The organism is Variovorax sp. Sphag1AA (genome assembly GCF_014192575.1).
In the GTDB taxonomy this organism is placed as follows: Bacteria; Pseudomonadota; Gammaproteobacteria; order Burkholderiales; family Burkholderiaceae_C; genus Variovorax.
On the sequence record NZ_JACHYC010000007.1, the window covers coordinates 383,617 to 409,062 of the forward strand.

21 protein-coding genes and 1 pseudogene are annotated in these 25,446 nt (G+C 60.4%); 10 read left to right on the forward strand and 12 right to left on the reverse strand.

Annotated features, from left to right (window positions below; genetic code table 11):
• Nucleotides 1–59: 59 nt before the first annotated feature.
• Nucleotides 60–758: a hypothetical protein gene (locus FHW64_RS27710; protein WP_184531432.1), complete on the reverse strand. Its 699-nt coding sequence runs from the start codon at nucleotides 756–758 to the stop codon at nucleotides 60–62.
• 548 nt (nucleotides 759–1,306) lie between these two features.
• Here FHW64_RS27710 and FHW64_RS27715 point away from each other — a divergent pair.
• The 5 genes from FHW64_RS27715 to FHW64_RS27730 all read left to right on the forward strand — a co-directional run bounded on the left by FHW64_RS27715 (nucleotide 1,307) and on the right by FHW64_RS27730 (nucleotide 9,334).
• Entirely contained in the window at nucleotides 1,307–1,879 is a 573-nt protein-coding gene (locus FHW64_RS27715; protein ID WP_184531433.1) for a helix-turn-helix transcriptional regulator, read from the forward strand.
• Nucleotides 1,880–2,709: 830 nt separating this feature from the next.
• Nucleotides 2,710–4,089, forward strand: coding sequence for a TniQ family protein (locus FHW64_RS34925; RefSeq protein WP_409350651.1), 1,380 nt, complete (start codon nucleotides 2,710–2,712; stop codon nucleotides 4,087–4,089).
• 1,029 nt (nucleotides 4,090–5,118) lie between these two features.
• The gene (locus FHW64_RS27720; RefSeq protein ID WP_221220718.1) at nucleotides 5,119–5,838 is read left to right on the forward strand and encodes a hypothetical protein; all 720 of its coding nucleotides are present in this window, start codon (nucleotides 5,119–5,121) and stop codon (nucleotides 5,836–5,838) included.
• Entirely contained in the window at nucleotides 5,835–7,925 is a 2,091-nt protein-coding gene (locus tag FHW64_RS27725) for a hypothetical protein (protein WP_184531435.1), read from the forward strand. Before FHW64_RS27720 ends, FHW64_RS27725 begins: the two co-directional genes overlap by 4 nt.
• A gap of 134 nt (nucleotides 7,926–8,059) precedes the next feature.
• Nucleotides 8,060–9,334, forward strand: a complete 1,275-nt coding sequence (locus FHW64_RS27730) for a hypothetical protein (protein WP_184531436.1) — start codon at nucleotides 8,060–8,062, stop codon at nucleotides 9,332–9,334.
• 568 nt (nucleotides 9,335–9,902) lie between these two features.
• Here FHW64_RS27730 and FHW64_RS34540 read toward each other — a convergent pair.
• Nucleotides 9,903–10,082: pseudogene (locus tag FHW64_RS34540) on the reverse strand (aquaporin family protein); the annotation flags it as partial.
• A 166-nt stretch (nucleotides 10,083–10,248) separates the two neighbouring features.
• Here FHW64_RS34540 and FHW64_RS27735 point away from each other — a divergent pair.
• Nucleotides 10,249–11,325: an adenylate/guanylate cyclase domain-containing protein gene (locus tag FHW64_RS27735; protein ID WP_184531437.1), complete on the forward strand. Its 1,077-nt coding sequence runs from the start codon at nucleotides 10,249–10,251 to the stop codon at nucleotides 11,323–11,325.
• A gap of 76 nt (nucleotides 11,326–11,401) precedes the next feature.
• Here FHW64_RS27735 and FHW64_RS27740 read toward each other — a convergent pair whose 3' ends face one another.
• Together FHW64_RS27740 and FHW64_RS27745 are read right to left on the reverse strand one after the other, a co-directional pair.
• A complete protein-coding gene (locus tag FHW64_RS27740; RefSeq protein ID WP_184531438.1) occupies nucleotides 11,402–12,499 on the reverse strand; it encodes an alpha/beta fold hydrolase in 1,098 nt (365 codons plus the stop codon).
• A 181-nt stretch (nucleotides 12,500–12,680) separates the two neighbouring features.
• Nucleotides 12,681–13,592 carry a LysR family transcriptional regulator gene (locus FHW64_RS27745; RefSeq protein ID WP_184531439.1) on the reverse strand — a complete coding sequence of 304 codons (912 nt, stop codon included), beginning with the start codon at nucleotides 13,590–13,592 and terminating at the stop codon, nucleotides 12,681–12,683.
• Between the two features lie 147 nt (nucleotides 13,593–13,739).
• Here FHW64_RS27745 and FHW64_RS27750 point away from each other — a divergent pair, with 147 nt between their 5' ends.
• Both FHW64_RS27750 and FHW64_RS27755 read left to right on the forward strand, forming a co-directional pair.
• Nucleotides 13,740–14,285: a hypothetical protein gene (locus FHW64_RS27750; RefSeq protein ID WP_184531440.1), complete on the forward strand. Its 546-nt coding sequence runs from the start codon at nucleotides 13,740–13,742 to the stop codon at nucleotides 14,283–14,285.
• The gene (locus tag FHW64_RS27755) at nucleotides 14,282–15,703 is read left to right on the forward strand and encodes an MFS transporter (protein ID WP_184531441.1); all 1,422 of its coding nucleotides are present in this window, start codon (nucleotides 14,282–14,284) and stop codon (nucleotides 15,701–15,703) included. Before FHW64_RS27750 ends, FHW64_RS27755 begins: the two co-directional genes overlap by 4 nt.
• Here the strand turns inward: FHW64_RS27755 and FHW64_RS27760 are convergent.
• The 5 genes from FHW64_RS27760 to FHW64_RS27780 form a co-directional block, all read right to left on the reverse strand.
• Complete coding sequence (locus FHW64_RS27760; RefSeq protein ID WP_184531534.1) at nucleotides 15,618–16,478, reverse strand: sulfurtransferase; 861 nt, start codon at nucleotides 16,476–16,478, stop codon at nucleotides 15,618–15,620. The two genes, FHW64_RS27755 and FHW64_RS27760, sit on opposite strands and share 86 nt — an antisense overlap.
• Before the next feature lie 123 nt (nucleotides 16,479–16,601).
• Entirely contained in the window at nucleotides 16,602–17,426 is an 825-nt protein-coding gene (locus tag FHW64_RS27765; protein ID WP_184531442.1) for a sulfite exporter TauE/SafE family protein, read from the reverse strand.
• Between the two features lie 13 nt (nucleotides 17,427–17,439).
• Nucleotides 17,440–19,107 carry a bifunctional protein tyrosine phosphatase family protein/NAD(P)/FAD-dependent oxidoreductase gene (locus FHW64_RS27770; RefSeq protein WP_184531443.1) on the reverse strand — a complete coding sequence of 556 codons (1,668 nt, stop codon included), beginning with the start codon at nucleotides 19,105–19,107 and terminating at the stop codon, nucleotides 17,440–17,442.
• Between the two features lie 60 nt (nucleotides 19,108–19,167).
• The gene (locus tag FHW64_RS27775) at nucleotides 19,168–20,064 is read right to left on the reverse strand and encodes an MBL fold metallo-hydrolase (RefSeq protein WP_260306408.1); all 897 of its coding nucleotides are present in this window, start codon (nucleotides 20,062–20,064) and stop codon (nucleotides 19,168–19,170) included.
• A 16-nt stretch (nucleotides 20,065–20,080) separates the two neighbouring features.
• Entirely contained in the window at nucleotides 20,081–20,275 is a 195-nt protein-coding gene (locus tag FHW64_RS27780; RefSeq protein WP_184531444.1) for a DUF2892 domain-containing protein, read from the reverse strand.
• A gap of 362 nt (nucleotides 20,276–20,637) precedes the next feature.
• On the opposite strand from FHW64_RS27780, the gene FHW64_RS27785 reads away from it, so the two are divergent.
• Both FHW64_RS27785 and FHW64_RS27790 read left to right on the forward strand, forming a co-directional pair.
• Nucleotides 20,638–21,960 (forward strand): sigma-54-dependent Fis family transcriptional regulator, encoded by a 1,323-nt coding sequence (locus FHW64_RS27785; protein ID WP_184531536.1) that lies wholly within the window; start codon nucleotides 20,638–20,640, stop codon nucleotides 21,958–21,960.
• A gap of 71 nt (nucleotides 21,961–22,031) precedes the next feature.
• Nucleotides 22,032–22,328 (forward strand): hypothetical protein, encoded by a 297-nt coding sequence (locus tag FHW64_RS27790; protein ID WP_184531445.1) that lies wholly within the window; start codon nucleotides 22,032–22,034, stop codon nucleotides 22,326–22,328.
• 535 nt (nucleotides 22,329–22,863) lie between these two features.
• Here FHW64_RS27790 and petA read toward each other — a convergent pair.
• The 3 genes from petA to FHW64_RS27805 all read right to left on the reverse strand — a co-directional run bounded on the left by petA (nucleotide 22,864) and on the right by FHW64_RS27805 (nucleotide 25,302).
• Complete coding sequence (gene petA / locus FHW64_RS27795) at nucleotides 22,864–23,472, reverse strand: ubiquinol-cytochrome c reductase iron-sulfur subunit (protein ID WP_184531446.1); 609 nt, start codon at nucleotides 23,470–23,472, stop codon at nucleotides 22,864–22,866.
• A gap of 24 nt (nucleotides 23,473–23,496) precedes the next feature.
• On the reverse strand, nucleotides 23,497–23,949 hold the full coding sequence (locus FHW64_RS27800; RefSeq protein ID WP_184531447.1) for a carboxypeptidase regulatory-like domain-containing protein: 453 nt from the start codon (nucleotides 23,947–23,949) through the stop codon (nucleotides 23,497–23,499).
• Nucleotides 23,950–24,363: 414 nt separating this feature from the next.
• Nucleotides 24,364–25,302: a VWA domain-containing protein gene (locus FHW64_RS27805; RefSeq protein WP_184531448.1), complete on the reverse strand. Its 939-nt coding sequence runs from the start codon at nucleotides 25,300–25,302 to the stop codon at nucleotides 24,364–24,366.
• Nucleotides 25,303–25,446: the final 144 nt, after the last annotated feature.

Genomic DNA, 25,446 nt, shown 5'->3' on the forward strand with positions numbered 1-25,446 from the left:
AGCGGCCACAGGGGCCGCTCTATAACTGCCGCGGGCAGTTGAATGAGACTAGGAAAAACCTATTCCACCGACGACATGAACACCGGAGGGCTGCCCTCTGCTATCAGGAATCTCGCCGGGTCCCACGTGCCTCTGATATCCGCCGCCGGACCGCGCGGGGTGAACGGAGTCGCCACCATGCAGCCCTGAACATGGTTCAGAGTCGGATAGGCCGGGATGTCAGTTGTCGCCATGTGACGAATGTTGCCAGTGCCGATGATGTCAAAGGCTGCCTCTCGAAAACGTGGGGTCATGGTCGAAGCTCGCGAGACATCTGACTTCAACGCCTGAGTCCGTGGTGCCAGCTCGAAAGACCGACTCAGGAGCAAGGTCTCGCCGTTTGAAAACTCTGCCATCAGCACCAGCGCGCCTGCTGCAGCCCATAGGTCCAGAGCTTCCCAAACGCATGGGTCTGCGGGGTTGGCCAACCAGTACAGCATGTTGGGGCCGCGCTGAAGGCGGAAGGTCAAGATGTTGGTGTCAATCGTGCCCGACTGCCCGAACCCAACGTACGCTGGCAGATTGGGATTGAGGTCAAACAGTTCATGGTTGAACGTGCCGTGGAGCACCGGGAGGTTGCGTAGGCGCGCTGGGAGCTTGGAGTGTGCCGCCTCTCGGGGAAACTTGATGAACTGTCCGGAAGGAAGAATGGCTTGTTCTGCTTGAGCAGTCGGCGTCGAATCGGAAATGGCTTGAGGTGAGATGAAAGATGCGTTCACGGTGATAGGGGTCTGGGTTGCCCACGCGTTCGAGAATCGTAGCGTGTACGGGTCGTATAGCGATTTCTCCAGATTCTCTATACACAAGGATGGCATCTAAAACGTCCTGCTCGCACGCAAGCGACAGAGCCGATCTCAAGATCGGACGTGGAACAGTCAAATCCCTGAAAAACGACAAAACGGAACCGAAAAAGAGAACTCAAAGGACCTGAAGGCAACTCTTCGCGCAAGGTTGCATCTAATCGTCACGGACTTAGAAAGCCCCGGGGCCATCTATAAGGGATACGCCTAAGCGGGGCCGCCAGCGTTTTAGTGCGGGGCGAAGTGTGTGTTACGTTATAGGTTCAGCTCACTAATCGCCTGCCAGGAGCCCCCACTGCTTCACGTGCAGCAGTGGGCTCGTCTGCGGCGCAGTCGCTCCCATGCTTTCCCGCTGACTGCTCGGCCGTCTCTGCGGCATGCTGCCTACATGGTCAAGAGCGGAGCAGAGTCAATTGCCAGTGGCAGAGCGATCGCCATGCGCGGCGTTCACACGCAAGACGCGCCACATGTCAACGCGATGCTGGCCAGTCTTTTGCACGTTCGCTACACGGGAAGCAGAGGACATCTCTGCACCAGAAGGAAACTATGAAGGGAATACAGACAAAGTGGACGAGCGCAATGGAAGTCCAAAGAAGCGACCAGACGACTCACATGGCGCCAAACTCCTACTCGCTGCCTTGGCTTCGAAAGCGCAGACACGAGGACACAGTCCCAACGAATTGGCGGCGGCGATTGGAATTCATCCAGCGCATTGGTATCGACTGCGCGCGCATCCGGCAGCGCTCGCGAGGTGCGACCGTGAGACACTTCAAAGCATTGCGAACTACTTGGAGTGGCCACTTGGTCGCGTGCTTCTAGCATCGGCGGCCATCGACATCGAAGACTTCGAGATTGTTCTTGGCGGGACAGAGGTGATTCACGCAGCCATCGCGCAGATTGAAGAAGGTGCGTATGGTTCTGGCTTGGTCAATCCACTTAGCTCAGCATCGCGGGACCATCAGCTCTTGATTGCGGAGCTCTACTTTGAGCTGCAAGCAAGGACGGCCAATGTGTCTAAAACCTCGGGTTGGCGGGACTAGATTATTTTGGTTTATAGGGTCGACCATTCCGGTCGACCCTTTCTTAAAGTGATGGTCCTGTAAGCACCCGAACTTGTCAGTCTATAACGTTCGGAGTCCACAATTTCATCGTTGCAGATCTTCACTGGTGGCCCCCGAGGCCGTGCGAAAGTGCACGCCACGGAGTGAACCAGGAGTTGCAACGTGAACTTTGTCTTTGTAATGGTGAGACGTATCGACAGAACATGGCCTGATCGGCAGGGTTTGCGACAGACCGCAGGGGCGCCGGATGTTCCCCTCTATGCCGCTTCACGGCTTGGCGACGAAGCGAACCTGCTTGTCAGTTGTCATCGCTGGCGGCGAATACTCCCTATCGAGATGCGCAAGTCGGCTCATGTTCGTGCGCTGGGGGCCGATTGGCCACGGTCCCGAACGCTGAGAACGGCTCCTGACAACCCGCTCAGTGGAGCATTGGCTGAGGTTTCGCCCAACGCGCTTATAACTCGATGGCTACCGGCGAGAGAAGACACGCTTTGCCTGCCATACGCGCTCGAACTGCGCTCATTCGGATCTCCTTCGGAGCGAATCGTTTGGCAACAGCACTCAGTTGAGATGCGGCCCATCGAGAAGCGAGTTCGCTGGCAGACTGCCGCGCTGGCCGACCCAAGTCTTGTCGCGGAGAAGAACGCGCTTCTTGCCGGTGCGTGGCCACACGCGCGTCAACCGCCGTCGCGGCGGTCTCCACCGCCTTCGGGTGCGTGGGGCCGCCGAGTGATTCCGGGAGCGTCGACACCTGGCTCTTGCCCGCCAATGTCAGGAGCCATGGCTTGCGACTATCGGGGTAACGACCGATGAGCTCGCAGACAACGCAAGACCTCGTCAGCGGATTGGAGAGCAAACCGACGGCAAACGGGCTGTCGCTGGGTGTCTATCCGGATGAACTGGCGATTTCAGTAGAGGGTCGACACATGCAACTCGAGCGCTGCCAATCCCGCCGCGACCAGTTGACGAAGATGCGGGAACAGCTGGTCGAATATGGGCAACGCGCCACAAGCGTGCCGAGGCTATACCTAGTGGCAAAACTTGCGGGATGTGATGTTCTCCACTTCGCACAGTATCACTCAATGCTGGGGGCTCATCGTGTTGCCGTTAGCGCTGGCCAACTGTACCCCTTTGGATCCCCGAGCGCAGCGAACTCGGCAAGAAAGCACGGGATGCTGCCACATCGCACGGGCTGCTTCTTCTGTCCCTGCTGCGTGGCTGAGCAATTGCGGGACGTGGGTGCCTCCTGGTACATGCGCAAGCATCACATTGAAGGGGTGGACTGGTGTCCGAGTCACAAGGTGCGATTGGTCCAGAACCACGCGAAGGACCCGTTCGCAACCAGGCCTGAGGACTGGGTGGCACGTCAAGCTACTTCGCTCGAACATCTTGTTGAACCGGTAGTGGTGGACGAGTTCCAAGCCCGATACGCAGAGATCTTCATGCAGCTCTTGGTGCGGCCGAGCCCAATGGAGGCTAGGGTCTTGAACAAGCTGATCGGCGATCGCTTCGGGTATGCCAGGGCGACTGGGATGACGTCCCACAAGCTACTGAGTGATCTAGTGCTTTCGATGTGCGATAGTGCTTGGGCAACCGAGCACTTCGATACGTTCGATTGCAAGCGCGAGGGACTTCCATTTGGTCCGTTGGACAACGTCGTCGCATGCAGGTCTACATATGTGACCGGGACCGCGTATGCCCTCATTCTGACTAGCCTATTCGCAAATCGCAAAGACGTAGATGCGGCTTTCGAGGTCGCCACCCTGAGTGGAAAGATCGACAGTGCAGTCATCCGCGGTGAGAGGACATCTGATCGCTGTGAGTCTACTGATTCCGAACTATGGTTGGCATACATTGGCGCAGGAGGGAACCATAGTGAGGTTTCACGACAAATGAAGTGCAGTGTTGCTAGTGCCAGGTATCGTCTGGTGCGACAGGGGCTTCCCGCTCTGAACGGCATCGCGAGATCTCCAGCTCGTTGGCGTGCCCTTTCTAGATTTTGGGTCGGAGAGCACTTGGCCTCGGCATGTCTTGCGGAGGCGGTCGATCAGGCTTGCCTCGAGCGAATCCTGCGGGTCTGTTGCACCCGGGTCGAAAGGGCTGTTCGTCTCATTCTCTTTGGCCGCCGATCAACTAGGAAGGCGAAAGGAACAACCCGGGGCCAGAAAGCGGCAGTTCAGAACAGGTGAGCGGGCCTTCGGCAAAGTTGGCTGACTCTGGCGAATGCGGAGACCAGTTCCGTTGCGCCTTGAGCCAAGTAATGCCTTGCCTGAACGACGACTGGAGGACCTCGTCGCGAGATCGGATTGCCCGCATGAACGAGCCTGTAAACGAATGCTTGCGATGCACTACCCACTCGCATGTGCCGCATCAAGTTCAATGAAATCACGGGGCGATGTGCGGTGCTCTGGCGATACGCTGCCTCGACACTGGAAATGAAGGAGTAGTCATGACGCACCGAGCCAACAGTGATAAGGGGCGAGGTATGAAGGCCTCTGTGAGCGAGAACAGAAGTATTCGAATGATGCATAAGCAAGGGCTCACCAGTTTCGGGCGGGACTATCTGCCCTGGATCGTTTCACCGCGCGAGGAAGCACCGTCCGGGACGAGCTGGTCCAACGCACGTTCCGAAGCTCTGGGCAGGGGCGTCCGTAGGCTGTCCAAGCAGGAACGGAGGCTTGCACTTCTTGCTGACCCGCATTGCGGCCCCCAATGCTGGCTGTTCGACCCGCAGGAGCAGCGGGAGCTATCTCGACACGCGACGATTGCTGCGCGGGGTCGCGAGGACTAGCGGAAGAACGCGGACGCACTTGTAGTCGCGGTGCACGATGCAGTCGCACGCGGCGCGCTAGCTCGCGCGCGTTCTCGAAGTGGTCGGCGATGCCTAGTTCATGCCGTGTCTTGATGATGGAGGAACGTTGATGGCGCAACGGGCGAAGGGTGCTACCACAAAGGGTCGGAAGAAGAAGCGCTCGGTGAGCGAAGAGCGTCACATTCGAATCATGAGGCGGCAGGATCCCCCCAAGTTCGGACGATCATACGAACCCTCGATCAAGGCAACTCGCGCTGAAGCTCCGCCCAAGGCGAGTCCAGCGACCGTCTGGTCTGAGCTTCTAGGAAGAGACGTCCATACGTTGTCCGAGCCGGAAAGAATGGTTTTGCTCATAGACCTGTACCTCGGGCCGCAGTTTGGGCTGTTCGAACTGCAGGAGCAGCGCATGCTGCCGTTCAACCCGGCCCAGCATCCGCTCTTCGGCCATCCGATGGCGCGAGGGATGGTGCTTCCCGAGTTTCGTGGGACCCTGGCCGTTGCCGAGGAGCTTGATTGCGCTCGGTTTCATCCAAGGTTTGTAAGCGAGGAGTTTGACGAAGAGCCCACCTGTTGGGTCGGGGACATACTTCTCTTCCTGCGCGACGGGCACGGACCATACATCGTCGACCAAGACATCAAGGACACCAGTTCATCCTTCGAGCTCCCAACCATCGGGGTGACCTTGAGGACCGATCTTTCTCGCCTGATGACCAAAGAGCGTGCTAGGCACAAGGTGCAGGAGGTCTTGTATCGAGATGTCGGTATACCAACGCGCAGGATTGCCGGCGATGAAGTGAATCCGATTCTTATTGGGAACCTTTATCAACTCCACGCGTGGTCCAGGCGGAAAGCAAGCCTGAACGCTTCACAGCAGGAGCACTTACTCGACTCGCTGCGAGAAGGAATGGACAAAGGGGCGTCGGCATGGGAGGTGTTGAAGCTTCTGGAGTTGTCCCATGGGTATCCAACATACCATTCAAAGATCGTCATGTACCAGGCAATCTGGATCCAGCGCCTGCGGCTCGAATTGCTATCTGCGCGCTTGTGGATCGATGAGCCAATGGTCCCGGAGGTGCGGCGCGTCGTCGACGAGTATGGCCACTGGTTCTCTAGGGGAGAGAAATGAATCAGGGCATCGCTCGGGGACGTCTTCTGTACGCGCCCAACGGATATAAGAATCTGGAGAAAGGTTCCGAGTACTACTTCGTACATAGTAGCGTAGACAGTGAAAGAACGCTCTTTGTAGAGTTCAGACAAAGACTCAGCGCTACAACAAGACCGATGCCGGACGACGCAGGACCCGCAGCAGGGGTCCCACTCGTCATGTCGGTTTCTCTTCCCCGAACTGACTTCGAACAAGGCGTCAGGTCCGAGAAAATTGTCGTAGCTGAGCGGCAAAGACGCCTCCCTCCCTGGATCGCCTCGGAGAACTCGATAAGGTTCAGGTCACCTAACTCGCGGCGGGAACTGGTGCGGAGCCACGATGCGCGGATAGATGGTCGTCTTGCAATTATCAAGCCGCTAATTGATCGCGCACACGAGATATTCGAACTAGAGGATCCAGACCGCGAGATCAATCGGTATGCACGGTCGCTCAAGCCGAAGCAGAATGAATCGAGGGTCAGGCTTTGGTTCTATAGCTATCTCCTCTTCGGACGAGATCGAATGGCTCTTCACTATGCAACCGAGCGCATCGGAGGTTGGAAACGACTCACTCATGCAGGAACGAGTAAGAGGGGGCGGCCAAGCCATCAAGGGAAGGACTATGGATACAACACCAGCCCAGATATGCTGGACAAGATGATCAAAGGCTACAGGAAGTACAGCGGACTAGGATTGCAGTACCCCGAAATCTACGGCGAGGTTATGGTCAATGAGTTTGGTTGCCTTACCAGGATTCGCATGCGGAAAGGGAAGAAGATTACAGAGTTCTATCATCCCAAGGGTCTACCATTTCCGACCAAAAAGACATTCATCAATTACGTCGAAGAGAGCATTGGAAAGCGGAAGGTTCAGGAGACGGTAGTAGGCTCTCGGAACGCTCGGTCGAACTTGCATCCAACGAAAGGTAGCTTTACCGAGAAGTGCGGGAATCTGATGCAGCGCGTTTCGTCGGATTCGCAGGCGATCCTGGCGTTGCCGAAGGGTTATGTCGAGGGAAGTACTCTACCCGCGCTTTATGCAACCACCAGGAGAGACTACGCATCAGGAGTAATAACAGGTATTGGCTTCTCTCAAGGGGGAGAGTCGGCTAGTTCATATCGCGCCGCGCTCTTCTGCGAGGCGGTGGACAAGGTGTGGTTCTGTAGTCTGTTCGGGATGACCATATCGCCAGCAGATTGGACCAGCATCGGGTGCGAACCGCATCAGACAACCGATCATGGGCCCGGCGCCACCGAGGGAGCCCTCAGCCGAGATCCAGAGCTTCGTGCGGTCATCCGACAGATGACTCCGACTCACTCGCCTCAGAGCAACGCCGTGGCGGAGTCGGGGCATTCCAAATCCAGAAAGAACCGAGAAGAGCCCTCGTTCTTTCAGTCCGAAATGAGGAGCATAGAACTGGCGCGAAGTGCCATCATGGACGTCATCAGATTCAACAGATCAGCTGATGTTAGCAGTCGAATCGCACCGGACCTCGATCAGTTCCTGACGGAGGTGTCTCCGAACGGGGTTTGGAACATGCTGAATAGCTTGGGTCGGAATGATGCGGAAGAGATTGACAGGGACAGGGCCATTCGCGCCTTCCTGGAGGTTCGCACGGCCGTCCTTAGCAGACGTGGTGTGGAGTTTGTGGGACGAAACTATCATTCAAAGGACCTCGAGCGGACGGCGTGCATATCGCTCGTGAAGGCTCAGACTTTGGAGGTGAAGATCTACGTACTCGAGATCTGCCCGAGGGTGATATGGATTGATTGGAAGGGTGTTCTCTTGCAGTTGGACGTGCGCTATCCGATTCCGGTCCACGACCGAGTGATCTACATGTCGCTCGCTGAAGTGGTGCAGTACGCCAAGCACGAGGCAGAGCGAAACCTGGATGCTGACGACCAGCGGGATGCGGTGGCTGCCGAAGTGCACGCGATGTTCAAAGAGCAGGTAGGTCTCAAGTGGAACGCCGGTCGGCGCACAAGAGGTCGGCCCAAGCGGGGATCTGCGGTCGCACGGAGAGAGGCGGGAGAAGCGCGAGGGGTCACTGGGAGGGGAAGGAAATCGTGAGCGCGCGTGCGGGGGGCAATGTGTACGCCGCGCGATACGAGAGAGTGCTATCGTTAGACGAGATAAAACGACTATCTCGTGTTCGAGGCAGACGACTCGAAGGTCTTGAGAAGCTGCCGAAGGAGGTGGCGTGGATGCGCATCAAGGCAGGATTGCGGGAGGTTTTCTATCCAAACCTTCCAAGCTGTCGAATCATGCAGATATTGATCGAGCGCGCCTTTGGTTACTCACAAACCGCGTACGCCGATCCCCGCTCGGCTTTACGGGCAGGCTATGAGGGAATCGGGCAAGGAGATCCGGTTTATCCAGCAATCATCACTGGTTTGGCCGGATGTGGTAAGTCAAAGTTGTGCGAAGCTTTGGAGCGCATACTCAGTGGTCGCACGCACGTGTTCATCGATGAAGGTCATCCTTCGGTCCCATTGAATGACTTCGAGCTACTAAAGGTAGGGAGCCGAAGGAGCATCTCTCAGATTCTTCGAACTCTGGGGCCGCCGGGGATGCTTGCCGGCGGAACAAATCGAATCAAGGAGGCGGACGTCCCTTTGGAGTGTGGATCATGGTCCGGCTTTTGCGGCCTCTGTCTGTATGGACTTGAGGAATTGCAGTTCATGACACAGTCTGAAGGGGCGACGGCTCTGATATCGAAATTGCTCCTCTCCTGTAGTGAAGTGCGCATTCCATGGTTCGTAGTCGCAAACTACAGCTTCATATGGAAGCTGATGAACGAGAAGCATGGCAAGAGCGAGATTAAGCAGAGATTTCTGGACGATCAACTGTTGCTTCTTCCCGACCCTGAATCTTCCGATGACTGGAAGGAACTCTTGCGGGAGTACCAGGTTGTCCTAGGAGCGGTGCTAGCCTTTGAACTTGAAGCCGCCTCTCTTGAGCTATGGAACTGGTCTGCGGGCCTCAAGCGGGAACTCGTGAAGCTGCTTGCGGAGGCGTATCGGGTCGCGCGGGAGCGTGGCGCGTTCGTTGTGGAGTTGCAAGATGTGCAGGAAGCTTATGGCTCGGCGAGGTTCACGGCTGCGCGCGGAGACATCGAGCTTCTTTGCGCTCACGCTGGTCAAGGCGGCGACCTTCGTCTGGATCTCCAGTGCCCGCTCAAGTCGCTCAGCATCGACTCTGTAGTAGATGAAGAATACCAGGACGAGTTGCGGCGAGTGAGAGAGAAAGCTGTCGCGCTGGCAGTCATCAAGGCGGCAGCAACAGCGAACGAGAAGCGTGCAATCTCCTCGCTCGAAAGTCCTCGGACCAGCGCGGCGATGAGCCCGAATGCTGCTGGCAAGCGCCGGCGCAAGACCACTGCCGAACTGCAAGAGACGGGGAGACGAGCAAAGGCGGCGCGGGCCCGGGGGAAGCAGAAGCCTAAAGAGCCGAAACCTGGCGTGGACGAGTCGATCTGAAGCTTTCGCGAAAATGCGGACCTCCTTTTCGTTCGCGATCGGCCATTGGGCGTACTCATCGGTGCTCTGTCCAGGGGTCGTTGGAAACTTAGAAATTCGGAGGAGGGTGAATCGGCATGAGAGACCAGAAGGATTTCCGGCCGTCGACGCCGGTCGCGGCTCGACTAGCGCATATTCTCTGCCAAGCCTCGTGACCCTGGCGACCCGCCAAAAGTCCGACCAACTTTACCGAGCTTGAGAATTCCAGAAGAATCAACAACTTAGGTAGGTCTCGGTCGACCGACTATATTTGTCAGTCTCAGGGGGAGAAGGGCCAGGAGCCGTCCTTCAGTTACCGGCCTTTGAATGGCCGGTCATCGGCACCAAGCCGCCGATGACCAAGCGCGGCTGATGGGCGGCTGGGTGCCCTTTGCAGCCCTCCCGTCGTACTGGGGCACCGTTCCGTCGAGGTCGGAATCCGTCGATCGTCGACGAGTCGAGTTCGCTTGAGAGGCGAAGTTTGAGAGGTGCGGGCGCAACAGTTTCTTCTCAGGCTCGAGACTTGGCGCGACAGCACAAATGGCTGCATTCAGCGCAGGATTCTGTAGACGATAGCCCCGAGCGCCGCACTCGAAAGTTCAACGCCCGCAAAGGCGATGGCGCTCACTGGCGCAGTGTCGGCGAAGCTATCGCTGAACACACGGCCGAAGACTGCCGCAGGCTTGGCGAAAGACGTGCTGGCCGAGAACCAGTACGCCGCACCGATGTATTGCGGCCACGAGCGCTGACGCCGGGATTGAATGCGCTCCGCTCAGGGTCGCGAAGACCACTGCGCGAAAATGCTGGATGGCTCCCCGGTATCGGAACTGCGAAGGCCGCAACTGAAAGGGCTCGATGCAGACATCCGCCGTGATGCTCTTAGACTGCGAAGGCAGATGATCGCCACACTTTCCGCCGTTGCACGCGAACGACTGCGGCGCTTCACGCGCATCCTGCGGATGGCTGCGGGGATCGGTGCGTGCTCCGGAGTGGTCTATGCCGTTGCGATTGCCGGACCGGGCGCTCGCTCGCTCGTCGTTTCCATGTTGATCTCCATTCCGATTGGCGTGATCGACGCCTTGCTCATGGCTTCATGGATCGCCGGTATCGAGATATTTTTTCTTCCTCGCGCTTCGATGCGATGGCTCGACGCGCTGCCGTTCGTTGCGGTGCTTATCCTGAAGACGCTTACCTACGGTGCGATCGCAGGGGTGATCCTCGCTGGGCAACCGGGCGAGCGTTTATTAGGCGTCGTGACCGTCTATAGCGCGCGCACTGGACTCGTTGCGGTTTTCCTGTCGCTCGTGCCCGTTGCCGTCGTGGTAATGGTTTTTCAGGCTGCGGGCCTCGTCGGCTATCGCACGTTCATTGCTCTCTTGTTCGGAAAGTATCGCCGGCCCTACGCAGAACGACGGTTCTTCCTGTTCGCCGACGTGGTCGGCTCGACTGCGATCGCGGAGCGACTCGGGGCGCTACAAGCACATCGCTTCCTTGCCGCGGTGTTTTCGTCGGTCGCCGAACCTATCGAGCTGTGCCGCGGCGAAATCTATCAATATGTCGGTGACGAGATCGTCGTCACGTGGGTAGAGACTGAAGGCGTTGCCGATGCGCGAGCGTTGCGCTGCTTCTTCGCCATGCGCGCAGCGCTTGCCGCGGACGCGAATCGGTTTGTCCAACGCTTTGGCGTGGAACCCGAACTGCGTGCGGCTCTGCATCTGGGCGAGGTCATCACCGGCGAGGTTGGCCTGGTGCGTCGTGCGATCGTCTTCCATGGCGATGTCATGAACACCACGGGACGCCTCGAGCAGGCGACCCGCGAAGCAGGATGCTTCTTCATTGCATCGGCGGAGGCGCTGGCCTCGCTTAGTCCGCCGCCTGAAGTTCTTGTCCGTGACCTTGGTTCGCTTGCTCTGCGTGGACGAGTCGAGCCTATTCATGCGTTCTGCGTCGAACGTCCGAACAGGAGCACTTGAAGGGCACCTGAATCTCTTGTGACGAGAATGTTTGCTTCTCTCTCGGGTCCGGCTTCCGATCGAAGAAGGTTGAACGTCAGCCCGGTGCCGAAGCGGTCACACCCTCGTTCGCGTGGGGCTTGCTTAGGGGGCGCGCGTTCCGATCGTCTCCAGACGAGTTCAAGATCGCATCGAAGTATGCTGGGATGTCATTGCCCAGCTGTTTCAAAAACGCTGCCCGATCAAAGCCCGTTGGATCGGCCCCGACGTCGCCATCGGGCGTCGAAATGGGCATGCTTGGGGTGTCCATGAATGCCCAGTGCGATGCATTGGGAACGCGTCGAAGTTCGGTGTTGGGCGCGTTCTTCACGATCCATTCGGCATGAAAGCGAGGGATGAGATAGCGGTCCAGATCGGCCTCGTAGACCAAGGTCGGCGTCTTGATGGAGGTCAGCGATCGCGCTGAAAGAACGGCGCCCAGCGGCGCGAGCGCGACCACTGCGCGTACTCGGCTATCGGTCAGCGTCTGCTCGGCCTGATCCGTCGCCCCAGCCTTGGTCATCGCTGGCTTTCCCGTCAAGCTACACAGAATCGGATCGTCCGCCCGGTTGTTCGCGCAATGCGTTGTGAGCCGTTGCAGTTCCGGCTCTCCCCCTGCCAGGGCCAACACCGTATAGCCGCCCGCTGAATGCCCGACAGCGCCTACGCGTGGCCCCTTGGCGTCACGCGCGATACGGTCCTTCCAACTGGGGTCCTGCAGCAGCGCGTCGATCACACGTGAGGCCTGTTGCGGGCGCGCGGTGAAATAGCGAGCCGGGCCGTTTCCGAGCAACGAACTGTCCTGCCAGTTGTCGCCGGGATGTCGCAGCGCGGCAACCAGATAGCCGTGTCGCGCCAGCGCTTCAGCCAAGCTGGCGTGTGCCAGTTCAGATCCGCCGTGTCCATGACTCAGGACGATCAGGCCCTTCACTTGCGCGTCGGGCGTGCCGCCGATGGCGGCATGGACGGTGAACGGACCCATGGCGATGGATCTTTCGGGCGCCTGCGTAGGGTAGAACAAGGCGACGGGGATTGGCTCGGGTTCCGCGGGTAGACCGGGAACGCTGACGGTTCGAAATCCTGCCTGGCTTGCCAGGACGTTGATCGAAAGGGACAGGCCCAAGGCCAGGAGTAAGCCACGTTGACTGATGCGCATGAGCGGGATCCTCGGAGGAAGTTGCACGAGTTGTCGGAATCGGCATCGTCATGCCTCGACCTCGGCTGCGCCAATGCAATGAGACGGAGCGCCATGAAACGGGCGCCAGATGCAGGAGGGGAGCGTGAACGCACATGTGGCGTTCGCGATTCGTGCCCCCGCTCACAGGCCTCAGGGCTCCTCAAGACCCGGCGGAAACTCTGCGTTCGGCGCAGGCGTCCCGAACGCAACTGCGCAGCCAGCGGTGAGCAAGGTCCCCATCCATTCGCGGGTGCCAGAGCAAGGAAACTGTGATCTCCAGCGCTGGAATCGGTAGCGGAAAGCTGTGCAGCCCGAGGCGCAGGCCTTCGGTGTGGTGTTCGGGAACGCTGGCAATCAGGTCCGAAGCGCGAGCCAAAGCCAACGCGGTCGAGAATCCGCCGACGACAGTGCCGATTTCACGCTCCAGACCCAGCGCCTGCAACGCGTCGTCGATCGGCCCTTTGTCGATGCTTCGACGCGACACGACGACATGCCTTCCGGCCGCATATCGAGCAGGTGTCATTTCGCCTTGGCAAAGGGGATGCCCGGGACGCACGACGCCAATGAATCGGTCCCGGAACAGGGCCTGCACACGCACCTCCGGACTCGTAGTGCTGCCGATCACGCCCGTCTCCAGGTCGACGGTGCCGTCGCGAAGTGATGCACTCTCCCTGTCCGCCTTCTGCATGAATCGCAGCCGTACCCCGGGCGCTTCGCGGCCGACGTGTTCGAGCAGGTCGCCCCCGAAAGTCTCAACGAATCCTTCGCTGGTGCGCAGCGTGAACGTCCGTGCGAGATGCCTTAGGTCGAGCGCCTCGGCAGGTCGCAGGATGGCCTCGGCGTCTTGAACAAGGTGATTGACCCTTTCGCGCAGTTCGAGCGCACGGGGAGTCGCGACCAAGCCTCGCCCGGCCCGAACCAGCAGCGGGTCGCCGGTTGTTTCCCGCAATCGCGCAAGGGCCCGGCTCATCGCCGAAGGGCTCAAGCGCAAGCGGCGCGCAGCGGCTGCAACGCTGCCTTCGGCGAGGAGCACATCGAGCGTGACAAGCAGGTTCAGATCAGGCGTTGACATGCCCGACGCTAGCACGTTCGTGCCGACATGGCGTTTCATGCACGTATATGTTGCAACTGATGCGTCTTCCGCAATTTGCGATGAAGTCCTATCGTTTCACCACTGCTTGAACGGAGGTCGTCCGAGCGCAACTCGAAGGAGATGGTGATGGTCAGCAATACTCTCGAAGCATCGATACTGGGAATCAAGTCGGTCTGGGGCCCACTCAGCGACAAGGTCGTCGCCGGATGTGAGCGCCACTTGGCAGACCTGCTCCGGGCCCCTGTCACGGAAGACTGGTTGGCGGCCTTGCACCGCGACGCGCCGGCAAATGAAGAGCTCTATCGCGATCCCGCCCATGGGTTCGTCCTCCTGGCGCATTCCGAGTACGCCGGTCTCTATCGGCCACCCCATGACCATGGCCGCAGCTGGGTCATCTATGCGATCCAGCAAGGCGAGGTCGAGATGAGAACCTATTCGCGGGTCACGAACCCGGACGGCAGTGTCGGACTGGTTCAAAAGGACTCGACCCTGATGCGGCCCGGACAGGTTCAGGCCTATCTGCCCGGAGACATTCATGACACGCGATGCATGAAAGGACCGGCGCTTGTGTACCGGTTCACCGAACGCGACCTCAAGAAAGAAGACAAGGAAGAACACCGGGTGAATCGCTATGTGGAGAGGGACGGCGTCTGGGCGTTCGGAACACGATGAACCCTTCGACGACACAACTCCCTCGCGCCGCCGCGGTCGCGGCAGTGCTCGCGGCGATGGTGCTCGTGGTCCTCGATGCAGGCATCGCCAACGTGGCCCTCCCAACGATCGCGCGTTCCTTGCAAGTCACGCCGGGCATGTCGGTGTGGGTGATCACGGCCTATCAGACCGCGCTGGTGATGGGATTGCTGCCTTGCGCCGCGTTGGGAGAGAGCCAGGGCCATCGCGGAGTGTTTGCAATCGGCGTCGCGGTGTTCACGGCTGCATCCGCGTTGTGCGCACTGTCTCCTTCCTTGCCGTGGCTTGTTGCGGCACGATTCCTCCAGGGACTGGGAGGTGCCGCCGTCATGTCGCTGGGCGTTGCGCTGTTGCGCTCCATCGTTCCGCGTCAACAACTCGGTGCGGCCATCGGCTGGAACGCACTCGCTGTTGCACTGTCCTCGGCGGCTGGTCCGACGATCGGTGCATTGATCCTCTCGCACGCGAGTTGGCCCTGGCTGTTTCTATTGAACGTGCCGCTGGGCGCTGCGGTCTTGCTGGCCGCACGCGCATTGCCGGCGCTCAAGGGGACGGGGCGCTGGCTGGACCTGATCAGTGTGGCGTTGAATGCGGGGGCGTTGGCGGCATTGGTCATTGGTGCGGAGCTCTTGATCGAAAAGCCGGCCGTGGCGGTCTTGCTCCTCGGGGCAGCGGCCTTGGGCCTCACGATGCTGGTTCGGCGCGAGATGCCGAAGGCCGTGCCATTGGTTCCGCTGGACCTGCTTCGCTCGCCTTCCCTGCGCGTTTCGGTGATCGCCTCGGTGAGCTGCTTCTCGGGCACGACCTTGGGCTTGATGGCGCTTCCTTTCTACCTGCAGCACTCCTTTGAATTGGACGCGCTGACGACCGGTCTCCACATGACACCTTGGCCTCTTACCGTGGCATTGGTGGCGCCGCTCGCGGGGCGTCTCGCGGACCGCATGCCGACATCCTGGCTCTGCGTCACGGGCGCTGGCATTCTTGCCGTTGCCCTGGGGGCTGCCTCGCTGTGGCCTTTCCAAGGGCGGCCTCAAGCGCTGGTCCTGATCACTGTGGTGTGCGGCATAGGCTTCGGACTTTTCCAGGTGCCGAACAACCGCAACATGTTCCTTTCAGCGCCCGACGAACGGAGTGGGGCGGCGGGCGGCATGCAGGGGACCGCCAGGCTGGCTGGTCAAACGGCAGGCGGCATCGTCATGAGCCTGTTGTTCACTGTTGCATCGGCCGACACTGCTCCCAGGATCGCGCTCGGAATCGCTGCCGTGCTGACGTTCGCGGCGGGCTTCGTGAGCATGGCGCGGACTGCTTCAGCCCTCAATAGGGCTGTCCCTCCTCGATCGGAAGCGAGAGGTCCCGCGACCACTCGTTCCAGGAGCCTAGATAGAGCCGCACGTTCTTGATACCGGCCTCTTCCAGTGCGACAAACGTGGTGGATGCACGCGCGCCCTTGAAGCAGAAGACAACAACGGGTGTATCCCGCCGAATCCCGACCGTCGCGCACTCGGCAAGGATTTCGGCCGGTGACTTGAACATCTGTCCGGTCGGGGCGGGCTTCATCATGCGATACCACTCAAGCCAGACCGAGCCTGGAATGCGACCTTTGCGCGGGCAGAAGTCCTTGCCGTAGGGGGAAGAGCTTTCCCCGATCCACTCATCGACGTCTCGCACATCGAGCTTGACGATGTGCGGGTCCGCAACGGCTTCCCTCATTTCCTTCAGATCGACCAGGATGTCGTGCCCTTGGATTGCGAGCGGAAACTTGACGGGTTTGGGCGTCGGCACCTCTGTCGTGCTCGGCTGTCCGGCTGCACGCCACGCATTGAAGCCGCCGTGGAGCACCTTGATCTTGTCTCGTGGGTAGCCCAGAAAGCGCAGCAACACGTAGCCCCGGCAGGACTGCCCGAAGCCCGTCGTCATGGACTGCTCGTAGACGACGACGATTTCCTCGCCTGACAAGCCGGCCTTGCCAAAGGCTTCGGTGAAAGTTTCGCGCAAGGCGATCACGCCTTGCGGTGTCGACATTGCCAAGTAGGTGAATATTTCGTGAATGTTGACGGCGCCGGGCAGATGCGCCTCGGCGTAGTTCGCGGCATCTCTCGTATCGATGACGACGACCGCCTTCGTCTTGATGATTTCAGCCAGTTCGCCAGGAGAAATGAGAACCCTGTCCAGCATGACCAACCTCGCCTGCGCCGCTTCTATTTGGACGCCTTGAAACCATAGGCGCTGCGTGGCTTGTTGGTATTGACGTCTATCAACCCGGAGTGAGAAAGAGTGCTCCCTCTGACTCGTCGACCATCACGCAGCGATCCAGCCCAGCCCGCGAGCCAGCAGGAGCAGGGACACTGCGCCGCTGATCACGGCGAAGGCCTGCTGGAGTCGGGCTCCGGCCAAGCGGGCGGCGATCAATCTTCCCGCGAGAAGAGCCGCGACGGCTCCAACGGCGAACGGTAAGGCGATAGCCCAAACGATGGACCCCTGCCAAGCTGCGGAGGCCACGCCGCCCACGGACACCAGCGCGATCACTGCAAGGGACGTTGCGAAGATGCCGGGCATCGCGACATTGGTGTAGCGGCTGAGCGAAGGCACGATCACAAAGCCGCCGCCAACGCCCAGCAGACCGCTTAACAGCCCCGACACGACACCGGTGCCAGCGAGCGTCCAAGCACAGGGAAGTGTCCAGATCAGCCGGCCCTCGCTGGGATGAAGCACGCATGGGGGCTTCGACGAAAGATGGACATCAGGGGGGGGCCCAGCATCTCGCCGTGCCTGGTTGAACATCCGCCAGGCGACCCAGGCAAGTACGAAGGAGAACGCCACCATCAAGGGTGCGTTAGGGATGACGCGCGCCAGTCGCAAACCCAGCGGCGCGAGCAACATGCCCGTCACGCCGATGAGCGCCGCGGCGCGATAGCGGACCAGGCCCTTGCGCAGTCCGAGAACCGCTCCGAACGCAGACGCAGCGCCCACGGCGATCAGCCCGACGGGAGCAGCCTGCACGATGGACAGATGCAAGCCGAACACCAGCAGCGGCACGGCGAGGATGCCTCCCCCGGCACCGGTGAGCGCCAGGATGAAGCCAACCAGCGTGCCGAGGCCGAAGCCAAGCAGTGCAACTTCCATCCCGTCCAACCCCCTACGCGGTCATCTCGGGCTGAGCTAGCCACTCGCGTCCCTTGAGCATCGCCTGCCAGTAAAGGGGCGGGAGAACGCGCTCCTTGAGGTACCAGGCAAGAGAAGACGGACGCGTGCCGTCGATGAGCCATTTCGGAAAGCTCGGCGCGAGCTTGCCACCGTAAGTGAACTCAGCCAGCACGATCTTGCCGCGCTCGACCGTCAACGGGCATGAGCCGTAACCGTCGTAGATAGCTTCACCTTTAGCCTCACCCCGCATGGCGAGCAGGTTGTGCGCCACCACGGGCGCCTGCTTGCGGGTCGCGGCCGCTGTCTTGGCGTTGGAAGTGCTTCCTGCATCCCCGAGCGCAAAAATGTTGGCGAAGGTCTTGTGACACAGGGTCCCCGGCTCTACGTCGATCCATCCCGCCGCATCTGCCAGCGGACTGACGCGAACGAAGTCCGGCGCTTTCTGTGGCGGCACGACATGAATCATGTCGAACTCGCGCGTGATCAGCTGCTTGGTGCCGTCAGCGTTCGTCTGGCTGAAGCAGGCCTTCCTTGACGGCCCATCCACGGAAACCAGCGTTTGCCCGAAGTTCAGGCCAATGCCGTAGCTCTTGACGTATTCCATCAGCGCAGGCACGTATTCGCTCACTCCAAAGAGCACCGCGCCCGCGCTGCAGAACTGAATGTCGATGGCGCTCAGCACGCCTGTGCGCCGCCATTGGTCCGCTGACATGTACATCGCCTTCTGCGGCGCACCGGCGCACTTGATGGGCATGGGGGGCTGCGTGAAGATCGCCTTGCCCCGATGCAATTGCTGCACCAGCTGCCACGTATAGGGCGCTAGGTCATACCGGTAGTTGGAGGTCACGCCATTGCGGCCCAGCGTCTCTGCAAGGCCGTCGATGCCGTGCCAGTCGAGCTTGAGTCCAGGGCACACCACGAGTTGCTTGTACTTGACCACGCGGCAGCCATCGAGAATGACCGCGTCGCGCTCGGGCTCGAACGCAGCGACGGCCGACTTGATCCAATGCACGCCGTGTGGCAATACCGACGCCATGGTGCGCGCTGTGGTCGCCGCGTCAAAGACGCCGGCGCCGACCATCGTCCACCCAGGCTGGTAGTAGTGAATGTCCGCCGGATCGATGATGGCGATGTCGAGATTTGGTCTGCGCGCCAGTAGGCTGGACGCGACGGCGATGCCTGCTGCACCGCCACCGATGATGACCACCTCGTGCGTTGCATCGGCCACCTCGATCGGTGTCTTGCCGCCGTTGACGATGCGCCGCACGACGCCCTTGAGGTCGAAGCCGGCCTTGAAAGAGCGCTCGATGATCTCCGGCAGCGGCATCTGCCCAGCCTGCGAAAGCGCCCACATCGTTGTGGAGCGCATGCCGGTGCGGCAGAACGCCAGCACCGGCTTCGGAAGCTCTGCCATCAAGGCGCCGAAAGCCGCGCCCTGTTCGTCGGTGACTTTGCCGGACTCGGCCGGCAGGTAGCGCACCTGCAGCCCCTGCTCGTGGGCAGCAAGTTCGATCTCGCTGAAAACGGGTTGATCGGATCCTTCGCCATCCGGGCGATTGCAGATGACCGAACGGAATCCGGCCTCTGCGATGGCCTGCATGTCGGCGCCGGCAATCTGAGGTGAGACCGACAGTTCGCCAGTCAATGACTTGATGTCCATGCCTTTGTCTCCTGGTGCGTCGTGTGGCCCTGTTGAGCCGTCTTCGAGCCGTGTCGCGGTCTACACCGCGTTCAAGGGAATCTTGATGTAGCGCGTGCCGTTGTCTTCGGGTTCGGGCAACTGTCCCGCCCGCATGTTGACCTGCACCGATGGCAGGATCAGCGTGGGCATGCCCAGCGTGAGGTCGCGGGCGTGCCTCATTGCGACGAACTCTTCCTCGCTGATCCCGTCTCGCACATGGATGTTCTTCTCCCGCTCCTCGGCGACCGTGCTGACGAACTGCACTTCTCGACCGCCTGGCTGGTAGTCATGGCACATGTAGAGCCGGGTTTCGCGGGGCAGGCTCAGCACCTTGTTGATGGATCGATACAACGTGCGGGCATCGCCGCCCGGGAAGTCGCAGCGCGCGGTGCCGTAGTCGGGCATGAAGAGCGTGTCACCGACGAAGGCGGCGCTGGCTGAAGTGGGATCTTCCGGGTCGCTGACCACATACGTCATGCAGGCGGGGGTGTGGCCCGGCGTGTGGATGGCGTGGGCCTTCAGGCTGCCGATGCTGAAGCTCTCGTCATCCGTGAAGAGGTGGTCGAACTGGCGGCCGTCGCGCGCGAATTCGTTGCCGGAATTGAACAGCGACCCGAAGACCTGTTGCACGATCGTAATTTGCTTGCCGATCCCGAGCTGGCCGCCCAATGCCTCCTTCAGGTAAGGCGCCGCGGAGAGGTGGTCGGCATGGACATGCGTTTCGAGGATCCATTCCACGGCCGCGCCGAGTTCTTTCACGCGAGCGATCAACCGATCGGCGCTGGCATGGTCCGTGCGGCCCGACTTGGGGTCGTAGTCAAGCACGCTATCGATCAACGCACAGGCTCGCGTCTTCTGGTCGAAGACGATGTAGCTGATGGTCCAGGTGGCGGGGTCGAAAAAGCCTTCGACCTGCATGTTGCGCGGGGTATTCATGGTGAAGTCACAGTCTTCAATCGCGCTTCGTCGAACAGGTATTGATTCGAAGCAGCCCGTAAAGGGGGCACATACCGACCACGCCGGTCAGCAACGGCACGATGCCCACGTAGCCCCACGCGCCTATGGCATTCGTCGCCGCCAAGCCGATCAGAAGTACGCCGATGGCGACACGCAGTGTGCGATCCAGGATGCCCTCGTTCCTCTTCATGATGCGTCTCCGTGTTGGTTGAACCGGTGGTGTGCCTTTGGGCCATCACACAGCCTCTTTATCAAGAGCCGTGCCACCTTCGGCGGACTCGCTCCGCTGAACGCAAGTCATTGATATGAAAGAGTTTTTCCGATGTTTTCCTCTCGCGACCCGGCTCATGGCCTTCGAGGCGGCGGCAGATGTGGCAGAGAAAATGGCAGTGTTATCTGCCATCTTTGGCAGTTTTGGCAGACCGGCACACAATCGGTCGAATTTCCGCACTTGCTTGCGATGCCGAACGTCAACTGCACAAGGAACACGCCTCACTGGTTCCTGATCCATGCGAGCCGCTGTCCAACCGACTCAAGAAGGAAGAAGGCGCCATGACATCCGCCCCTCCAGTACAAGCGCTGATCTCGTACCTCGAGCACGAGGCGCAGCCGATGATCGTGCTAGACCCGGACTACAACATCCTGGCGGCGAACACGGCCTATCAGCGCCAGTTCGCCACGGTGGGCAGGCCCTACATCGGACACAAGTGCTTCCGCGTCTCGCATCACTACGACGTGCCTTGCGATCAGGCGGGGGAGCACTGCCCGATGAAACGGGCGCTTGAGCTCAAGGGCCCGGACCGTGTCCTGCACATCCATCACACACCGCGCGGACCGGAGCATGTGGATGTGTCTCTGCGACCAATCCTGGATGCCCGCGGCGAGGTGGTGGCCTACGTCGAGCGCCTGGTGACCGTGCACAGCGCATCGGCAAGTCCAAGTACCAAAGGCCTGGTGGGTCGTGCGCCCGCCTTCAATGCGGCTCTCTCGGCGGTGCAGCGAGTGGCGCCGTCCATGCTGCCGGTGCTGTTGCTGGGCGAGTCCGGCACGGGCAAGGAGCTCTTCGCGCGCGCGATCCACGAGGCCAGCGAACGCGCGAGCGGCCCCTTTGTCGTGGTGGATTGTTCGGGGCTGACCGAGACCCTGTTCGAGAGTGAGCTGTTCGGGTATGAAAAGGGCGCGTTTACCGGCGCCAACGCGCGCAAGAAGGGCCTGGTCGAGACTGCCGATGGGGGCACGCTTTTCCTGGACGAGATGGGGGATGTGCCTCTGGCGATGCAGGTGAAGCTGCTGCGCCTGATCGAATCGGGTACGTTCCGCCGAGTGGGTAGCCTTGAAACGCAGAGGGCCAACTTTCGGCTGATCTCCGCGACGCACAAACCTCTTCGCGAAATGGTGGCCGACGGTCGATTCCGACAGGATCTCTACTACCGCATCAGTGCATTCCCGATCTACTTGCCGCCGCTGCGCGAGCGCACCTCGGATATTCCTTTGCTAATCGATTCCTTCCTGCAAAGAGGGGGCTCTGCCGAGCCTCGGGTAAGGGTCGAGCCCGCGGCGATGGCGCGTCTGCAGTCGCACGACTGGCCCGGCAACATCCGCGAGCTTCGCAATGTGTTGGAGCGAGCGCGGCTCTTTGCGGACGACGGCGTAGTACATGCCGAAAATTTGCCGAACTTCGAGAGGCACGGAGACGCCGGCTCCGCCGGTCCCGGCATCGCGAAAACTCCCGTGCGGTCGAATGGCAAGGACAGCGTCAGCGACTTGCAAACGCTGCTTCGGGAGGGGCGACACACACGGCTCGAAATAGCTCGGAAGCTGGGCCTCAGTGAACGCACGCTGTACCGTCGGCTCAAGGCGCTCCGGGTGAGTTGACTGGCGAACAGCTTCGCTGGTACGCACGGCTCGTACAATTCCCAGCTCGTGATCCACAGAGCTTTGCTACCTTGAAACGAATCCTCGCGTCACTCGCCGCCGCATTTTTTTCTTGTACCGCGCCGGCGGCCACGGGGATGTTGAATCAGGCTGGAATGGCTGCCCGTTACGAGGACATGCTGCACTGCATGGATCAGGCCATGGGCAAGGGCTGGCAGGGCAAGTACGACATCGATATTGTGACCAACCGGTGGGGCACAGCCGAGGCGAGCGCGCGCGACGTCAGTGAGGCGCCGGAGGCGATCCGTCTCAATGACCTTCGCTGCCGGCGGGAGCTCAACCTGGATGGTCAGCCGCGCCCCGACTGACGGCATTGCTGCTGGCAGCCGTCGGTATCAGGTCGAGCCCCTGGTTGCCCTCTCGTCGAATTTCCGAATCGCTCGATCGAGTCGCCGCTTCAAATGATCGATCTTCGGATCGGGGGGCAATTCTCCAGCCCTCTCGCAAAGCAAGGCGACCTCGTTGTATGCGGCAATCCGAGGCCGTACAGCTTGGAGTTCGTGGGCAACCGCTTGATCCTCGATGGCGTTGAGCGCCCGCCTGGCGAGTATCAGGGCGCTTGTGAAGTAGGCCACGCGACCCACATTTAAATCAGCGCAAGGGACCGTGTCGCTCCGCCCGTCCCGGTGGATGACGATCGCGGTCGATCCAATCAAGGCAACCCGAATCGGAACCGGCCTCATCAACGGCTCTGCTGACGAACCTGCGGCCGACATGGCAAGTGACAGTGTCGGCACAAGAAGCCATTTCATCGGTTAGCAGCCCTCTCGAGGAGACCGACTCTAGCCGATTGCGCCTTGGATGCAACACACACATGGGACGGCCCGTCCGTTCAGCGACACCTCATCCGATCCGAACCGTCGTCGACGATATGAATCGGTAGTTCGGGACTTCAAGATTGGTAGGCGCCGGCACGTTCTTCACGACGCGCCCGGCGAGGTCGAAGCGGGAACCGTGGCAGGGGCACAGGAAACCGCCAGGCGCATGAAGCTCGGCGCTCAGCGCTTCGTCATTAAGGCGGAGGGTAGGGGAGCACCCGAGGTGCGTGCATACGCCTATGGCTACGAAATATTCCGGACGTTCTGACCTAGTCGCATTGATGCAGGACGCCGGTTGTTCGGAGCGCTTGGAGAGCGGGTCTGCGAGTGCTGGATTCACCTCCTGCAACGCCCGTACCATCTCATTGCTGCGCCGCAGCAGCCAGACCGGCTTGCCCCGCCATGCGACCGTGCGCAATTCACCAGGGGCTAAGCCGGCGAAGTCCCCGGTGACTGGTCCACCTTGGGCCCTGTCGCGAGCCGAGGGTTCGAGACTGGCAACGAACGGACAGGCTGCAGCCGATAGGCCAACCGCGCCGATAACGCGCGTTGCGGCCAGCAGTATGCGGCGTCGACGGTGGTCAGACAAAGCACCGGCATCGATCTCGTGGATGAACTCGCTGATCGATGTCATGAGCCTGACCCGACTTCGTTTCGTTCACGAAGCTTTGCTGCGTGCTTCGCCCGGCCAGACAAAGACTGCTTTGGTCGGCCCGTGCTCCTTGATCACAATGTTCTCGCTCAGCTTCTTGCCAGCAAGCGTCGCATCGACAACATACTGTCCGGGCGGCAGTTTCGCCAGCAGGAAAGGTCCGTCGGAGGTTGCCTTCATAGTGTCCTTGCCGTGAGCGTCACGCACCCGAACCTTGACGTCTGCGAGGAAGTCGGCGCGTTGCTTGTCCTTGGCCGCGAACTCCAAGGTCAGCGGCCATTGGGGGCTCGCGTGTTCGATGGCTCGGGATTCATCCAGCCCGATGCCACCGCTGAGGTATTCGACGGAGCCGAACTTGTGTACTGGGGGCAGCATCGTGGTGGCCTGCGCGAGCGCTCCGCCCGACAACAGGGCGCCCGCGGTGGCTGTCAGAACGATCTTGCGGAAGAGGGGGCTCATGACGACTCTCCTTTGGAGACGAGAGCAGCAGATCGATGCAGTGTGCTGCTCGGAGCACTGCTTTCGCGAACCGGTGCAAACGGACCTGAAACGTGCCCGGCACGAAATCTCGTGGCTGTCTCGATGTATCGCCAACGAGACTGCCAATGCACAACTTCAATATCGGAGCGGAGGCTTAGAAGGACCTTAAGCGGTCGACCGCGTATCAGAGCGCCATTCAGTCTTCACCATCATCCAAGGCGCAGCGGCGCAAAGATCTTGCTGTCATCCCGCTCGATCAACAACGCGACCGCGTTCACGGAGTTCACATGCTCCAGCGTCAGCAGTGGCAGACTCAAGCGTCTGCGACGCCCGCCCCAAGTAGCGTAGTCCGCTAACCGGAGAACGAGTTTGCGATGGGCGCTCTGTTTCTATTCACGCGACCCGGCCCGACCACCACAGGGACAGGACCGTTGCGATCGCCACCAGCAGCGCGGCGATGCCAGCGAACGCGAACGCGATTTCGGTTCTTTTCTTTTCGAGAACCACACGGTTCTTCAGCACGTCATAGGCTGCCTCGAGCTCCGAACCGCTGCCAGCATAGAAGTACTGGCCGAGCGTCAGGTTGGCAACGTTCCTAAGCGTCTGTTCATCCAGGCTCACCCGCATCCGCATGCCTTGGTATCCGATGACTTCTCCGTCCTTGGTCCCGAAGCCGACCGTGAAGATCCTCACACCCCGGTCCGCCGCCAACTGGGCCGCGTCGATCGGCGACGGACCCGAGGTGTTCTGTCCGTCAGTCAGCAAGACGATCGCGGCGTCTTGATATGAGCCAGGAGCCGCCCTGACAGTGGTCTCGTGGTCTTGAGGCTCGATAGGAGCCGACTTCAATCGGTCCCCCCGTTCCGAGGTTGTGCCAGGCACAGCAATCTCTTGATCGGGGAAGAGGGTGCCGAGTGCAACGATGATGGCCTCCCCGATTCCGGTGCTGCGCTGGAAGCGAAGATCCGCGATCGCGGCGACGGCGTCATCGTGGTTCAGGGTCGGGTGCTGGACAAGGTGTGCAGTACCACCATAGGCGATCACACCAACGCGCACGTTCACGGGAAGGTCATTGACAAACTTCTCGGCCGCCTGTTGAGAGGCCTTCATGCGATTTGGCTTCACGTCCTGTGCCTTCATACTGACTGAAGCATCCATGAGCAGCAAGATCGTCTGCTGCGGCATCGGCAGGACAACGACCGCGGAGGGTCTGGCCGCCGCCAGCACGAGAAGGGCGACGGCGACGAGAATCAGTGCGGGCGGCAGGTGACGACGCCAGAGAGTCCCGCGCCCTTGTGCTTGCCCCACCAGCCCAAGGCTCGTGTAGCGCAAGCAGGTTCGATGACGGGGTCGACTACCGTTGTGCAGCGTGAGCGGCCGGTCGACGGGGCACTCTCCGCAGCCGGGTGGCCGCCGGGTAGCGGAAGTTCAGGGTGCGCAAACAACCTGCTAAAAGCGCAAACAACTCAACACATG